Below are 13,966 nucleotides of genomic sequence, written 5' to 3'. Positions count from 1 at the left end.
GCGCGCGGTCAGGCGCGGCCGAGGACGACGACCGTGACGTCGTCCTCGGCCCGCTCGGCCGCGCGGAGTCGCACCGTCTCGAGGAACGCGTCGATGCCGGACGCCGCGCGCAGGGTGCGCGCCAGGTCGAGGAGCGTGTCGATCGTGCCGTCGCCCAGGTCGAGTGCGCCGTCGCTCACGACCACGAGGGCGTCGCCGGGCGCCAGGACCGTGCTCGACGCGTGCCGTGGGGTCCCCTCGGGGTGCAGCCCGAGCGGCAGGCCGCGCGACCGGAGCACCCTCGGCGCCCCGTCCGCCGGGACGTGCACCGCCAGACCATGGCCCGCGTCCACCACCTCGACGACCCCGCTGACCGGGTCGAGCCGGGCGTGGAACAGGGTGGCGAAGGCGCTCGCGCGGCCGAGGTCCTCGGCGAGGGCGGGTTCGACGGCGGCGACCGCGGCGACGGGCGCGACGGTCCGGTGCTGGCGGAGGGCTGCGCGGATGCCCGCCGCGAGCAGCGCGGCCGGCTGTTCCTTGCCCATGACGTCGGCGAGGGTCAGCACGAGGTCGCCGTCGACCACGGACCAGTCGTGCAGGTCGCCGCTGAGGTCCCCGTAGGGCACCGTGACCGCCGCGATGCGGTACCCCGCGGGCGCGACGGTGCTCGGCGCGAGTGCGGTGGCGACCTCGAGCAGACGGTCGTGGTGCAGCCCCTGCCCGAGGGCGCGCTCCGCCCAGTGCCCGAGGTCGATGAGCGCTGCGGTGTCCTGGGGGGAGAACGCCCGTGGTCGGGTGTCCATCAGGCAGAGGGTCCCGACGGGCTCCCCGCCGGCGATGGTGAGCGGCACGCCCGCGTAGAACCGGATGCCGCGCCGCGTGACACCCGGCAGGTCGGCGGTCCGGGGGTCGGCCGTGGTGTCCGGGACGATCGTCGGCTCCACCTGCTGCACCGTCAGCTGGCAGAAGGACCACCCCACCGGCCCGGAGACGATCTCGTCGGGCACGTTCGGGGTGAGGGTGTGCAGCAGGTCGTCGTCGAGCACGTTGACGTAGGACAGCGGCACGTCGAAGACCTCGCGCGCGACCCGGACGATGCGCTCGAACCGCTCCGACGGTGCCGCGTCGACGACGTCGAGCGCCGCCACGAGCGCACTGCGCACGCGTGCCTGGTCGTCGGTGCTCACGGGTGTCGTCCTCCTCCTGGTCCACCGGGGCCGCGGTGCGTGGTGGCACACCGTGGGACGCGGTCCCCGTGGAAGACTCGTTCCACCGTACCGGCCCGACGTCGGCGGGCATGCGGGTGCCGCCGCGGAGGACCCTGATCCGGACACTCCGCGGCGGCGCCCGCCGCTCAGACGGTCGTCCAGGTGACGACCCTCCGGTCGGCCGGCGTGACCTCGTGCACCGTACCCGTAACCCGCACGACCGCGCGGTCCGTCGCGGACCGGGGGAACTCGTGCCGGACCGGCCCGTCGCCCGACGCGACGATCCCGCCGGTCTCGAGCGGGCCTCCCGGCAGGGACGCCCCCGCATCGGACGCGACCCACACCTCGACGTCACCCGGCTCGACCACCTTCCGCATCGCGCGGTCGGTGAACGCGAACCGAGCCAGCGGCACGTCGAACCGGACCGTCACGGACTCCCCCGCCGCCACGGCGACCCGCGCGTACCCGAGCAGCTGCGCGACCGGTCGGGTGACGGACGCGTGCGGGTCGTGCCCGTAGAGCTGGACGACCTCGACGCCGTCCCGGTCACCGGTGTTCCGGACGGTGACCGACGCCGTGAGCGCCCCCTCCGTGGTCGCGGTCCCGTCCACGGTCAGGTCCTCGTACGCGAAGGACGTCCACGTCAGGCCGAAGCCGAACGGTCGGACCGGGGTGGAGTCCGTCGCCGTGACGTCGGACGGACCACCGAGGCGCGGGTGCAGGTACGAGTACGGCTGCGCCCCGGCGGACCGCGGCAGCGAGACCGGCAGTCGGCCCGTCGGTGCGGCCGCACCGGTGAGCAGGTCGGCGATCGCGGTGCCGCCCTCCTCGCCCGGGAAGAACGCCTGCACGAGGGCCGCGGGCTTCGGGCCGTCGCCGTCGAGCGCCCAACCGATCGCGTACGGACGACCGGTGAGCAGCACGACGACGGTCGGGGTGCCGGTGGCCACGACGGCCTCGACGAGCTCGCGCTGCACGCCGGGCAGGTCGAGGGACTCGGAGTCGTTGCCCTCGCCGACGGTGCCACGGCCGAACAGGCCGGCCTGGTCGCCGACCACGACGACGGCGACGGCCGACTCCTGCGCGGCAGCGACGGCCTCGGCGAAGCCGGAGCGGTCGTCGCCCTCGACCTCGGCACCGCGGGCGTACCGGACGGCGTCAGGGCCGAGCGACTCCTGCAGCGCCTCGAGCACGGTCGGGATGGCGAAGCCGAGGTCCAGACCCGGGTGGGTGGCGAGCACGTGGTTCGCGAACGAGTAGCAGCCCTGCAGGGCCTCGGCGCGGTGGGCGTTCGGGCCGATCACCGCGACCGGGCCCTGCAGGACGGCGCCCGGGGGAACGGGGGCGGACGCACCAGCAGCGCCGTCGACACCGCCAGCAGCACCGCCGCCGGCAGCGGCGAGCGGCAGCACGCCGTCGTTGGACAGCAGCACCAGCGACTCGGCGGCCAGCCGCTTCGCGAGCGCACGGTGCTCCGGAGAGTCGAGGTCGATGCCCGTCGGCGGCTCGTCCTCGAAGGCGTCCGGGTCGAGCAGGCCGAGCCGCTCCTTCTGTCGGAGCACCCGGAGCACGGCACGGTCCACGAGTGCCTCGTCGACGAGCCCGCTGCGGACCCGCTCGACGAGCGGCGCCAGGTAGGCGTCGCCGGTCGGCAGCTCGACGTCGATCCCGGCCGCGAGCGCGGTCGCGGCCGCCTCGCCGCGGTCGCGGGCGACGCCGTGCATCACCTCGAGGAACGCGACGGAGAAGTAGTCCGCCACGACCGTGCCGTCGAACCCGAGCCGGTCGCGCAGCAGGTCGGTCAGCAGCGCGGGGTCCGCCGCGACGGGCACGCCGTCGATCTCGGCGTACGAGTTCATGACGCTCCGGGCACCGCCGTCGACGAGCGCCATCTCGAACGGCGGCAGGAAGACGTCGGCGACCTCGCGCGGTCCGGCGTGGACCGGCGCGTGGTTGCGTCCGGCACGCGAGGCCGAGTAGCCGAGGAAGTGCTTGAGCGTCGCGTCGACGCCGGCGCTCTGCACGCCGCGCACGTAGGCGGTGCCGACGGTGCCGACGAGGTACGGGTCCTCGCCGATGCACTCGTCGACCCGGCCCCAGCGGGGGTCGCGGACGACGTCGAGCACGGGTGCGAGGCCCTGGTGCACGCCGAGCTCCCGCATCGAGCGGCCGATCACGGCGCCGACCTGCTCGACGAGTTCGGGGTCGAAGGACGCCCCCCACGCCAGCGGCGTCGGGAACGTCGCCGCCTTCCACGCCGCGAGGCCGGTCAGGCACTCCTCGTGCACGAGCGCCGGGATGCCGAGCCGCGTCTCGCGCTTCAGCCGGCGCTGCTCCGCCCACAGCCAGGCGGCACGCTCGTCGGGCTCGACGGGCCGGGTGCCGTAGACGCGGGTGTACTGGCCGAGGCCGTGCCGCGTGACGTCGGCGAGCGTCGTCCCCTGCTGAGCCGCGGCCATCTCGCCCTGCATCGGGGCGACGACGCCGTTCTGGTCGAGCCAGTACCCGACCAGCTGCGCGGTCTTCTCCTCGAGGGTCATCGCGGCCAGCAGCGCAGTGACGCGGTCCGGTGCGGTCCCGTCCGTGACGTGCCCCGGGTCGGACGGGAGGCCCGTTGCGGCGCCGCCTGGCGCCTCCCGTCCGTCATGACCGGCGGACGGGACCGGTGCTGCGGACGCGCCGCGCGCCTCCTGGCCGTCGGTGGTGACGGCGTGGTCGAGCGTGGTCACCCCTTCACCGCCCCGGTCAGGCCGCCGACGATGCGCTTTTGGAAGATCGCGAAGAACACGAGGGCGGGGATCATCGACAGCGACGTGAACGCGAGCACCCGCGCGGTGTCCACGGAGTACTGCGACGAGAACGCCTGCACGCCGAGCGGCAGCGTGTAGGCCGACGCGTCGTTGAGGATGAAGAGCGGGAGGATGTAGCTGTTCCAGCTGCCGATGAACGCGAGGATGCCGACGGTGACGACACCGGGCAGCGACAGCGGCACGACCATGCGGAAGAAGAAGCCGAGCCGGCTCGCGCCGTCGATCGCCGCGGCCTCCTCGAGCTCGTCGGGGATGGCCCGGAGGAACGGCACCAGGATGATGACGGTCGTGGGCAGGGCGAACGCGATCTGCGGCAGGATCACACCGGCCAGGCTGTTCGTGAGCCCGAGGTCCTTGACGAGCAGGTACAGCGGCGTGATGGCGACCGTGATCGGGAACATCAGACCGGCGGCGAACAGCGAGTAGAGCGCACCCTGGCCGCGGAACCGGTAGCGGGCGAGCACGAAGCTCACCATGAGTCCGAGCACGACGACGCCGACGGTGGTGGTCACGCCCGCGATCACGGAGTTGCCGAGCTGCTGCCAGAAGACGCCGCTCGTCAGGACCGAGACGTAGTTGCCGATCTGCCACGGGTTCGGCAGGCCCGCCGGGCTCGCGGTGATCTGCGAGTTCGTACGGAAGCCGCCGAGGATGATGTACGCCACCGGCGCGACGCAGACCGCGATGAAGACCAGCGCGATGAAGTAGGTGCCGAGGTTGCGTTCCTTGCGGACCGGTCCGCGGTCACGGGACCGGCGCCGGTTCGGCGCGACGATGGAGGCGGTGGCGGTCATCGGTCGCCCTTCTCGGTGAGTGCGCCGGCGGTGTCGCGACGCAGGACGAACCGCTGGTAGACGAGGGCGACGACCAGCGAGATGAGGAAGATGACGACGGCGACGGCGTTGCCGTACCCGTAGTTGCCGGAGAGTCGACCGTTGGCGACCATGTACGTCGCCATCGTCGAGGTGCCGGCGGTCGCCGCGATGTACTGACCCCAGATGATGTAGACGAGGTCGAACAGCTGGAGCGAGCCGATGATGGACAGGAACGCCCAGATCCGGATGGTCGGACCGAGCAGCGGCAGCGTGATGCGCCGCTGGATCTGCCAGTAGCTCGCGCCGTCGAGCTGCGCGGCCTCGAACAGCTCCTCCGGGATGCTCTGCAGACCGGCGAGGAACAGGATCACCGCGAAGCCGATGTACTTCCACGAGATGATCGCCAGGAGCGTCCAGATCGCGATGTCGGGGTTCGACAGCCAGTCGTTGCGCAGCCCCCCGAGCCCGACCGCCTGCAGCAGGTCGTTCACGGCGCCGCTCGACTGGAGCATGAGGCTCCAGCCCGTGCCGACGATGACCTCGGAGATCACGTACGGCACGAAGATGAGGACGCGGATCAGGCCGCGCCCGCGGATGCGCTGGTTGAGCAGCAGCGCGAGGACGATCGCGATCGGCCCCTGCACGACGAGCGACCCGACGACGATGAACAGGTTGTGCCAGAGCACGCCCCGGAAGTCCGGGTCGGTGAAGATGATCGTGTAGTTCTGCAGACCGACGAAGTCGGTCGGGGTGCCGTACCCCTGCCACTTGTAGAAGCCGTAGTACGCGGCCAGCACGACGGGCAGGATGACGAACCCGACGAACATGATCGTGGCGGGGCCGGCGAGGACGGCGATCTCGACCCGGGTGCGGACGTCGTTGCCCTTGCGGGCCCGACGGGCCGGGGCCGACGGCGAACCGTCGGCCCCGCCCGTGCGACGCGACGCCCCGGACCGCGCTGCCCCGGACTGGTCCGTGGAGCGACTGGTGACGGAGGTGGTCATCGGTTCGTCAGCCCTTCGCTGCTGCCTGGTTGACGGTCGAGACGATGTCCGACACCGACCCCTTGCCGGCGAGCAGGTTGACGACGCTCGTGTTGAGGGCGTTGCCGACGTTCTGGCCGTAGACCGTGTCGAGGTAGTTCGAGACGAACGGCGCCTTGTTGTACGCCTCGAGGACGCTCTTCAGGTAGGGCTCCGTGACGACCGACTGGGCCGACTTGTTCGCGGGGATCGCGTTGAAGGCCTTGTAGTAGGCCTCCTGCACGGGCTTCTCGGTCATGTAGTTGAGGAAGTCGGTGCACGCCTTCTTCGGGGCCTTCGCCGAGCAGGAGTACCCGTCGACGGCGCCCATCATCGATCCCGGTGCGCCCTTGCCGCCGGAGACCTCCGGGAAGGGGAAGAAGCCGAGGTCGGACAGCGGCTTGCCGTCCGGGGTCAGCGAGGAGATCACGCCCGGGTCCCACGCGCCCATGAGTTCCATGGCCGCCTTGTGGTTCGCGACGAGGCCGGCCGAGCTGCCGGCGCCCTGCTGCGCGGCGGTGGTCAGGTAGCCGTCGTTGAAGGGCTTCGTGTCGAAGAACGCCTTGGTGTCCTCGCCCGCCTGCTTCCAGCACGAGTTGTCGAACTTGAGGTCCTGCGCGGTCTTGTTGAGCACGCTCTCGGGGCAGGCGCGGAGCGCGAAGTTGTAGTACCAGTGCGCGGCCGGCCAGGCGTCCTTCGCGCCGACGGCGACCGGCTGGATGCCGGCGTCCTTGAGCTTCTGGATGTCGGCGTTGAGCTCCTCCATCGTGGTGGGCGTGCCCTCGATCCCGGCCTGCTCGAACAGGTCCTGGCTGTACCAGATGCCCTCGGGGTTGACGTCGACCGGCATGGCCCACGTCTTGCCGTCCTGCTGGTAGCCCTTGAACGACCCCTCGCTGATCTCGGACTTCGCGGTCGAGCCGATCGAGTCGGAGATGTCGAGCAGCTGGCCGGCGTTGACCATCGCGGCCATCTTGCCGCCACCGCGCTGCAGGAAGACGTCCGGCGCGGAGCCCGAGTTGAGCGCGGTCTGGAGCTTGCCGTCCAGGTCCTCGTTCTGGATCGCCTGGACCTTGATGGTGACGTTCGGGTTCTTCGCCTCGAAGTCCTTGACCGTCTGGTCCCAGAACGCCTTGCCGGGGCCGGTGGTCGAGTTGTGCCAGAAGGTCATCGTGACCTTCCCGCCGTCGCTCGAAGGGTCGGCGTTGCCGCCGGCTGAGCAGCCCGCCGCGGTCAGGGCGGTCGCCCCGATCAGCGCGATGGCCGCCGCGGCACGGATCTTCCTCGTCATCGTGGAACTCCTCGGTGTCGTCGTTGACGTGCGCGGCAGTCGATGCCGCTGCGGAGAGCGTGCCAGGTGCTCCGCAGCCTTGTCAATCGTTATCGATAACGTTTTCTAACCGTCGTGCGCCGGCTGGCGGAACACGGCTCCGGCGGTACGGTGAGCACATGCAGACCGCCGTCGACCCCGTGCCCGGACCAGGGCGGGTCACGATCGCGGACGTCGCTCGCGCCGCGGGCGTCTCGATCCCGACCGTGTCGAAGGTGGTCAACAACCGCGACGGCGTCGCACCGGCGACCATGCTGCGCGTGCAGGAGGTCGTCGAGCGGCTCGGCTACGAGACCTCACTCGTCGCCAGGAGCCTGCGGAGCACACGGACGAACGTGATCGGGATCCTGGTCACCGAGTTCGAGCCGTTCTCGACCGAGCTGCTGCGCGGCATCTCCGCCGCGACGACGGGCACCGGGTACGAGCTGCTCGCCTACGCGGGCCTGCTCACCGGGTCGAGCCGACCGGGGTGGGAGCGGCGGTCGCTCTCCCGCCTCTCCGGCACGCTCATCGACGGTGCGATCGTCGTCACCCCGTCCGAGGCGATGTCCGCCGCGTCGATCCCCGTCGTGGCGATCGACCCGCACACCGGGCCGGAGGGCCACGCCACCGTCGACACCGACAACGTCGCCGGGGCGCGGGACGCCGTGGAGCACCTGCTCGGTCTCGGGCACACGCGCATCGCCCACGTGCAGGGCCGTGGGGACCTGGCGTCGTCGCAGCTCCGCGAGACCGGGTACCGGGACGCCCTCGCCGCCGCAGGCATCGCGGTCGACGAACGGCTCGTGCGGGCCGGTGACTACCAGGAGGAACGCTCGGCGGCCGTGGCGCACGACCTCCTGACGCTGCCGGACCGGCCGACGGCGGTGTTCGCGGCGAACGACTCGTCCGCCATCGGCGTGCTGCACGCCGCCGAGGCACTGGGCCTCCGGGTCCCCGAGGACCTGTCGGTGGTCGGGTTCGACGACGTCCCGCAGGCGTCGACGACCACCCCGCCGCTCACCACCGTGGCCCAGCCGCTCGCCGACCTCGGCGCGAGCGCGGTCACGATGCTCCTCGCGATGCTCCGCGGCGAGCCCACGAGCGACCACGTCCGGCTGCGCTCGACGCTGCGCGTCCGCAGCAGCACGGCGCCGGCGCGCGCCTGACGTCCGCCGCGCGTCGCACTCGCGCCCCCGCCCACGACGCCGCCAGCGCGGCGCCGCACGACGAGCGGGCCACATCTGTCACGCTCGGCGCCACTGGAAGCCGATCGCACCCGCTCGGCGAACGGCTGCGGCGTGTCGCGCGCGCTCGGGTGTCGTGACGGGTCTGCGGACGGGAGGCGCGCGGTCACCCCGCACCGCGCCTCCCGTCCGGCGGCAGACGCCTGCTGCAGGGCGGCGCGAGTCGTCCGCGGAAGCGACAGAGCGCCGCCGACGGGAGACGGAGGCGTGTCGCTCTCGCGGCACCGAGCTGTGCGGCCGCCGCGCCCGCGGCGCCCGCGGCAGGAATGAACCACGTTCCCGACGTCGAACCAGCCGAGCCGCCTGGTTCGACGTCGGGAACCTGGTTCGACGCAGGACAGTGCCGCCGCGCGCCGCGTCGCCGCGCGGCCGCGCGCGGCGCGTCAGCGTCGCAGCGTCTGCTTCGGGTACTCGCCGAACCGCTCCGCGTACGACGCCGAGAACCGCCCGAGGTGCGCGAACCCCCACCGCCGCGCGATGTCCCCCACGGCACCGGCCTGCGGCCCTGCCTCGAGCAACTCCTCGTGCACGCGGTCGAGCCGCACCTGGCGCAGGTAGGTCAGCGGGGAGACGTCGAACACCCGCCGGAAGGACTCCTGGACGGACCGGACGCTGAGCCCGGCAGCCTCGGACAGGTCGACGATCGACACGGGCTCGGCAGCGTGCGCGTGGATGTACTCCACGGCGGCACGGAGCCGAGCGTTCCGCGGCTGTTCGAGCACGTCCGGCAGGCTGTCGCTCTGCGGCGGGAACATGTCGAGGAAGACCTCGGCGGCGGTCATCTTGGCGTCCTGCCAGACGTCGGAGTCCGGCCCGCCCGTGCGGAGCGCGCGGGAGAGCGCCGTCAGGGCACCCTGCCACCGGTGCCCGAGCGACTCGTCGGCACCGCGTCGCGGGTCGAAGCGCAGCGGTCGATCAGCGACCTCCGCCCGCATCGCGGCCACCCGCCGGACGAACTCGCGGTCGAAGTGCACGAGCCGCTGGTCGTAGTCCGCGGTCACGAAGCTGTACTCGTCGTCCGCGGGGAACATCACCGGCACGTCCAGGAGCATCGGCCAGCGCTCCCCGCGCATCTCGAGCTCACCCGTGCCCGAGCTGATCCACGTGACGACGTAGTCCGCGGAGCCCGCGGGCATCCACCCTCGGATCTCGCCGTGCATCTGCGATCGACGGATGGTGACCTCGCTGTCACCGATCGCCGTGTACCGGTAGTCGAACCGCCCGCGGGAGGGCACGGCGCTCCACCGCTCCCCCGCGTAGATGCCGCCGAGGTCGCGGACGGCGGCGTCCGGCCGCGTCCCGGAGACCTCGAACCGCACCGGGGCGATCGTCTCCTCGGCGCCGAACGCCTCGATCAGGGGATCAGCCACGACGATCCCGTCCGTTGCCACCTGTCCACATGGCGCATGCTTCCTCGTTATACGGATACGGTCTTGGGGTGGGTGCGGCGTAGTGTCGCGCTCGACCGACCCGCACGGAGGGGGCGACCACGTGAGTGAGATCGACCTGACCGCCGCCTTGACCCGGCTCGAAGCCGCCATGGGCGCGCTGCGCGGTCGGCTGCGCGAACGGCTCTCCGTGTCCGGCTCGGACCTGACGGTCCTGCAGTTCGTCGCGCGGGCCGCTGCCGCTGACCGCACGGTCCGGGTGAAGGACCTCGTGGCGCACCTCGGACTCACCAGCCCGGCGGTGACCGGGACGGTCGACCGACTCGAGCGCGCGGGGCACCTGTGCCGCGTCCCGAACCCGGAGGACGGCCGCAGCCGGTACATCGAACTGACCCCGGAGACCCAGCGGGCCTACGCCGCCGCGATGGACAGCACGAACGAGCACCTGCACGAGCTCCTGTCCTCCTTCTCCGAGCGAGAGACCACGCGGTACGTCCGCGTGATCGACCGTGTGGTCGAGGCGCTCGAGTACGGCGCTCCGACCCCCTGACGGCAGGCTACGGGCGGCTGGGGACGCCGCTCGAACGTTTGTCCAACAAGCGCAGTTAGGTAACTTCCCTACCTACATCGGCGGACGTGGGACAGCGTGCCACGTACCGTCACCCCTGGGTACCCCCGCACGGGGGTGGATCAGGGAAACGGGAGGGACCATGGGTTCGTACGAGTCCGAGCCGGGCATCGACCCGGTGCGCATCGAGACGTTCCGTCGGATGCGGAAGCGCTGGAAGTACGGCGAACTGCAGGACGTGAACGGCCTGTACGCCGACTTCTTCACGGACACCGCCCGCGACCGACGTCGCTGACGGCACGACACCTGGCCGGGCCGCCACGGGCGGGAACCGCACCGGTGACGGACGGGAGGCCCGTGGCGGGTTCGCCACGGGCCTCCCGTCCGTCCGTGGCATCGGTGACCACTCCGTGGTCACCGATGCCACGGACGTCACCCCTTCACCGCGCCGCTGGTGAGCCCCGAGACGATCGACCGGCGGAACACCAGCACGAGGATGACGATCGGGATCGTCGCCGCCACGCTCGCCGCGAAGATCTGCGCGAACGGCACCGTGAACTGCGTGCCGAACAGGGCGATGCCGACGGGGATGGTCCGGAACGAGTTCTCGCTGTTGAACGTCAGCGCCATGAGGAACTCGCTCCACGAGGCCGTGAAGGTGAAGACGCCGACCGTGAACAACCCGGGCTTCGCCATCGGCAGGATCACCGACAGGACGGTGCGCCAGGCACCGGCGCCGTCGATCTCGGAGGCCTCCTCGATGGTCGAGGGGATCCCCTGCAGGTAGTTGCGCATGATCCAGATGGCGAACGGCAGGTTGAACGCGACGTACGGCACGATCAGGCCCGGGTACGAGTTGAGCAGCCCGAGGTTGCGCTCGAGCAGGTACAGCGGCGTCAGGACCGCGATCGCCGGGAACACCGACAGCATGAGCAGCGACGTCATGATCGCCGTCCGGCCCCTGATCCACCTGCCCGCCAGCGCGTACCCGGCGAGGAACGACAGCGCGAGCACGATCACCGTGGTGGACACCGCGACCACGACGCTGTTCACCATGTACTGCCCGAGGGCGTTGTCGCGGAACGCCACGACGAAGTTGTCGAACGTCAGCGACTGCGGGAACGCGGTCGGCGGCGACTGCGCGATCTCCGACGACGGCTTGAGCGACGTGGAGACGAGCCAGTAGAGCGGCAGCGCGGTGAGCACGGCGATGACGACACCGCTGACGTTCACGGTGTTGACCCACTTCCGCCAGCCCTTGCGGACACGTTGACGGGGCATCAGGCATCCCCTCCCTTCGCCTGGTTCCGGAACGCCCGCAGGAAGAGCAGGCACCCGACGGCCACGATGACCGCGGTGCTCGTCGCGATCGCGGCGCCCGGTCCGATGTTGATGTCCTGGAAGAGCACCTTGTAGCCCATGATCGCGAGCGACTGGGTGGCGGTGCCCGGCCCGCCGTTCGTCAGCACGAACGGCAGGTCGAAGACGCCGAACGCCTGCAGGATGCGGAAGAGCACCGCGATCGTCAGCGTCGGGGTGAGCTGCGGGAGCACCACGCGCCAGAACGTCTGCCACGTGCTCGCGCCGTCGAGCTCGGCCGCCTCGTAGTGGTCTTCGGATATCTGCACGAGTCCGGCCAGCAGGATGATCGCGACGAACGGTGTCGTCTTCCAGATGTCCGCGACCATCAGGCCGGTGATCGCCGGGACGGGTTCACCGAGGATCACCGGGGCGTCGCCGAACAGGCCGAAGAACCAGGTCGCGACGCCGTACGTCGAGTCGTAGATGTACTTCCACAGTTGTGCGTTGACGATCGTGACGAGCGACCACGGCACGAGGAGCAGCGCGAGCATCCACCCGCGGGTGACGCCGAGCCGTTCGAGCACCAGGGCGACGAGCATGCCGAGCACGAGCTCGACGAACACCGTGACGACCGTGTAGAGCACCGTGAAGCCGAGCGCCCGGTACCAGTCGGCGCTCTGCAGCAGCGCCGCGTAGTTGCCGAGGCCGAAGCCCTGGATCGAGAAGCCGTCGTAGCCGATCTCGACGTCCGCGAAGCTCAGGACGATCGAGTACACGACCGGGAAGATCGTGACCGCTGCGACGACCAGGAGCGCCGGGGCCGCGAAGCCCCACGCGCCACGGGCCCGCACGCGCTCCATCCGCGACCGGGCGCTCGTCGGGCGGTACCCGTCGGGCTTCCCCGTGCCCGGCACACGCGTCGCCGGGCGCGCGGCGGTGCCGGCGCTCACAGCGCGTCCCCGGTCAGGGCGAGCGAGATCGCCGAGGCCATCGAGCGGGTACCGCCGTCGACCGAGGCCTGGCCGCCGAGGATGCTGTTGCCGTTCTGGTAGACGCCCTGCGAGACCTTCGGGTAGTAGGCCGTCGAGGTCGGTCGCGGCACGAGCGTGATGCCCGCCGCGGTGTCGTAGGTCGGCCGGTTCTGCCGCTTCGCGTCGTCGCTGACCAGGCTCGCGCTGCGGGCCGGCAGGACGCCGCCCTCGCGGGTGAGGAACTGCTGCGCCGTCTCGCTCGACATCCACGCCGCGAAGGTCAGCGCCGCGGCGGGCTGCTGGGTGTGCGGGTTGATGTAGTTCCCCCACCCGCCGATCGTCGAGTGGTGCTCGTCCGTGCCGTCGAACGTGGGGCGGGCCGCGAGCCCGACCTTGCCCGCGACGGCCGAGTCCGGGCCGTTCGCGATGCCCCAGGCGTACGACCAGTTGCGCAGGAACGCGGCACGACCGCCCGCGAAGGCGTCGTTGGTGTCCTGCTCCTGGTACGTCAGGGTCGCGCGGGGTGCGGCGCCGTCGGTGATGAGCGAGCGCATGAACTCGAACGCGCGCTTGGTCTCCGAGCTCGTCGTCGCAGGCGCCGTCAGGTCGTCGTTGAGCAGCGACCCGCCGGCGTCCGCGACGAACTCGGTCACGTTGCAGGTCAGGCCCTCGTACACGTCGCCCTGGAACGCGAGCCCGTAGTCCACGTCGCCCGTGTCCACGAGCTTCTCCGCGGTGTCCTTGACCTCCTCCCACGAGCGCGGGACCTGGAACCCGTGCTTGTCGAGCAGGTCCTGCCGGTACAGGAAGAACGACTCGTCGATGTAGAGCGGGAACATGTAGTAGGTCCCGTCGACGCTCGCGGCCAGGCGGAGGCCCTCCGGGAACTGCTCGAAGAAGTCCTCGCCGACGAGCTGGTTCACCGGGGTCGCGAGCTTGTTCTTCGCGAACTGCCCGGGCCACGCGACGTCGCCGAGGTACACGTCCGGCGTCGGACTCCCGGCGGCGATCTGCGTCGTCAGGCTGGTGCGGTTCGTGTCGGTGTCGCTCGGGGCACTGACGATCCGCACGCGGATGTTCGGGTGCTCCTTCTGGAACTCGGCGATGAGCCGGCGGCGCAGGTCACCGCCGTCCTTCGATGCGACCTGCCCCGCCCACCAGCTGATCGTGACGTCGCCCTCGGGCGGGTCGGTGGGCCACTCCTCGACGGTGGTGCGCTCCGGCCGGGTGGAGCAGCCGGCGAGCAGCAGCACCCCCGCGCCCCCGAGCAGGAAGAGCCTGCGGTCGATTGCCATCCGTCCTCCTCGACGAAGGGTGCGTGCGCACCCGGCGATCACGTTGCCCCAC

General features: G+C 71.3%; 12 protein-coding genes. 3 read left to right on the top strand and 9 right to left on the bottom strand.

The features are described from left to right. Positions 1-8: 8 nt before the first annotated feature. The 5 genes from LCG91_RS03515 to LCG91_RS03495 all read right to left on the bottom strand — a co-directional run bounded on the left by LCG91_RS03515 (position 9) and on the right by LCG91_RS03495 (position 7,125). Positions 9-1,166 (bottom strand): PP2C family protein-serine/threonine phosphatase, encoded by a 1,158-nt coding sequence (locus LCG91_RS03515; RefSeq protein ID WP_224442505.1) that lies wholly within the window; start codon positions 1,164-1,166, stop codon positions 9-11. Positions 1,167-1,333: 167 nt separating this feature from the next. After that, positions 1,334-3,727 carry a glycoside hydrolase family 3 N-terminal domain-containing protein gene (locus LCG91_RS03510; RefSeq protein WP_224443197.1) on the bottom strand — a complete coding sequence of 798 codons (2,394 nt, stop codon included), beginning with the start codon at positions 3,725-3,727 and terminating at the stop codon, positions 1,334-1,336. Positions 3,728-3,912: 185 nt separating this feature from the next. Continuing rightward, positions 3,913-4,791, bottom strand: a complete 879-nt coding sequence (locus LCG91_RS03505) for a carbohydrate ABC transporter permease (RefSeq protein ID WP_058748956.1) — start codon at positions 4,789-4,791, stop codon at positions 3,913-3,915. Next, positions 4,788-5,816: a carbohydrate ABC transporter permease gene (locus LCG91_RS03500; RefSeq protein WP_224442504.1), complete on the bottom strand. Its 1,029-nt coding sequence runs from the start codon at positions 5,814-5,816 to the stop codon at positions 4,788-4,790. Before LCG91_RS03500 ends, LCG91_RS03505 begins: the two co-directional genes overlap by 4 nt. Before the next feature lie 7 nt (positions 5,817-5,823). Beyond that, positions 5,824-7,125: an ABC transporter substrate-binding protein gene (locus LCG91_RS03495; protein ID WP_224442503.1), complete on the bottom strand. Its 1,302-nt coding sequence runs from the start codon at positions 7,123-7,125 to the stop codon at positions 5,824-5,826. Between the two features lie 158 nt (positions 7,126-7,283). Between LCG91_RS03495 and LCG91_RS03490 the strand changes: the two genes are divergently transcribed. Next, positions 7,284-8,312, top strand: a complete 1,029-nt coding sequence (locus LCG91_RS03490) for a LacI family DNA-binding transcriptional regulator (RefSeq protein ID WP_224442502.1) — start codon at positions 7,284-7,286, stop codon at positions 8,310-8,312. Positions 8,313-8,773: 461 nt separating this feature from the next. Here LCG91_RS03490 and LCG91_RS03485 read toward each other — a convergent pair whose 3' ends face one another. Next, the gene (locus LCG91_RS03485) at positions 8,774-9,760 is read right to left on the bottom strand and encodes an AraC family transcriptional regulator (RefSeq protein WP_224442501.1); all 987 of its coding nucleotides are present in this window, start codon (positions 9,758-9,760) and stop codon (positions 8,774-8,776) included. 121 nt (positions 9,761-9,881) lie between these two features. Here LCG91_RS03485 and LCG91_RS03480 point away from each other — a divergent pair, with 121 nt between their 5' ends. Together LCG91_RS03480 and LCG91_RS03475 are read left to right on the top strand one after the other, a co-directional pair. After that, the gene (locus tag LCG91_RS03480; protein WP_161968385.1) at positions 9,882-10,328 is read left to right on the top strand and encodes a MarR family winged helix-turn-helix transcriptional regulator; all 447 of its coding nucleotides are present in this window, start codon (positions 9,882-9,884) and stop codon (positions 10,326-10,328) included. A 160-nt stretch (positions 10,329-10,488) separates the two neighbouring features. Continuing rightward, on the top strand, positions 10,489-10,641 hold the full coding sequence (locus LCG91_RS03475; protein ID WP_161968384.1) for a hypothetical protein: 153 nt from the start codon (positions 10,489-10,491) through the stop codon (positions 10,639-10,641). Between the two features lie 137 nt (positions 10,642-10,778). Here the strand turns inward: LCG91_RS03475 and LCG91_RS03470 are convergent, their stop codons facing one another. From LCG91_RS03470 to LCG91_RS03460, 3 genes are read right to left on the bottom strand one after another with little or no spacing between them, the layout of a single operon-like run. Continuing rightward, complete coding sequence (locus LCG91_RS03470) at positions 10,779-11,627, bottom strand: carbohydrate ABC transporter permease (protein ID WP_224442500.1); 849 nt, start codon at positions 11,625-11,627, stop codon at positions 10,779-10,781. Then, positions 11,627-12,598: a carbohydrate ABC transporter permease gene (locus LCG91_RS03465; protein ID WP_202596794.1), complete on the bottom strand. Its 972-nt coding sequence runs from the start codon at positions 12,596-12,598 to the stop codon at positions 11,627-11,629. Before LCG91_RS03465 ends, LCG91_RS03470 begins: the two co-directional genes overlap by 1 nt. Beyond that, positions 12,595-13,914, bottom strand: coding sequence for an ABC transporter substrate-binding protein (locus LCG91_RS03460; RefSeq protein ID WP_224442499.1), 1,320 nt, complete (start codon positions 13,912-13,914; stop codon positions 12,595-12,597). The genes LCG91_RS03465 and LCG91_RS03460 overlap by 4 nt, the downstream gene beginning before the upstream one ends. Between the last annotated feature and the right edge of the window lie 52 nt (positions 13,915-13,966).

Origin of the sequence: Curtobacterium sp. TXMA1 (genome assembly GCF_020162095.1) — a bacterium.
Classification (GTDB): domain Bacteria; phylum Actinomycetota; class Actinomycetes; order Actinomycetales; family Microbacteriaceae; genus Curtobacterium.
The sequence above is the reverse complement of the archived record's forward strand: the minus strand, read 5'-3'. Positions and strand labels throughout refer to the sequence as shown.

Coding starts and splice junctions, on each gene's coding strand:
- LCG91_RS03475 (WP_161968384.1), top strand. CDS start 10,489: ATGGGTTCGTACGAGTCCGAGCCGGGCATCGACCCGGTGCGCATCGAG.
- LCG91_RS03490 (WP_224442502.1), top strand. CDS start 7,284: ATGCAGACCGCCGTCGACCCCGTGCCCGGACCAGGGCGGGTCACGATC.
- LCG91_RS03495 (WP_224442503.1), bottom strand. CDS start 7,125: ATGACGAGGAAGATCCGTGCCGCGGCGGCCATCGCGCTGATCGGGGCG.
- LCG91_RS03510 (WP_224443197.1), bottom strand. CDS start 3,727: ATGACCCTCGAGGAGAAGACCGCGCAGCTGGTCGGGTACTGGCTCGAC.
- LCG91_RS03470 (WP_224442500.1), bottom strand. CDS start 11,627: ATGCCCCGTCAACGTGTCCGCAAGGGCTGGCGGAAGTGGGTCAACACC.
- LCG91_RS03460 (WP_224442499.1), bottom strand. CDS start 13,914: ATGGCAATCGACCGCAGGCTCTTCCTGCTCGGGGGCGCGGGGGTGCTG.
- LCG91_RS03500 (WP_224442504.1), bottom strand. CDS start 5,816: ATGACCACCTCCGTCACCAGTCGCTCCACGGACCAGTCCGGGGCAGCG.
- LCG91_RS03505 (WP_058748956.1), bottom strand. CDS start 4,791: ATGACCGCCACCGCCTCCATCGTCGCGCCGAACCGGCGCCGGTCCCGT.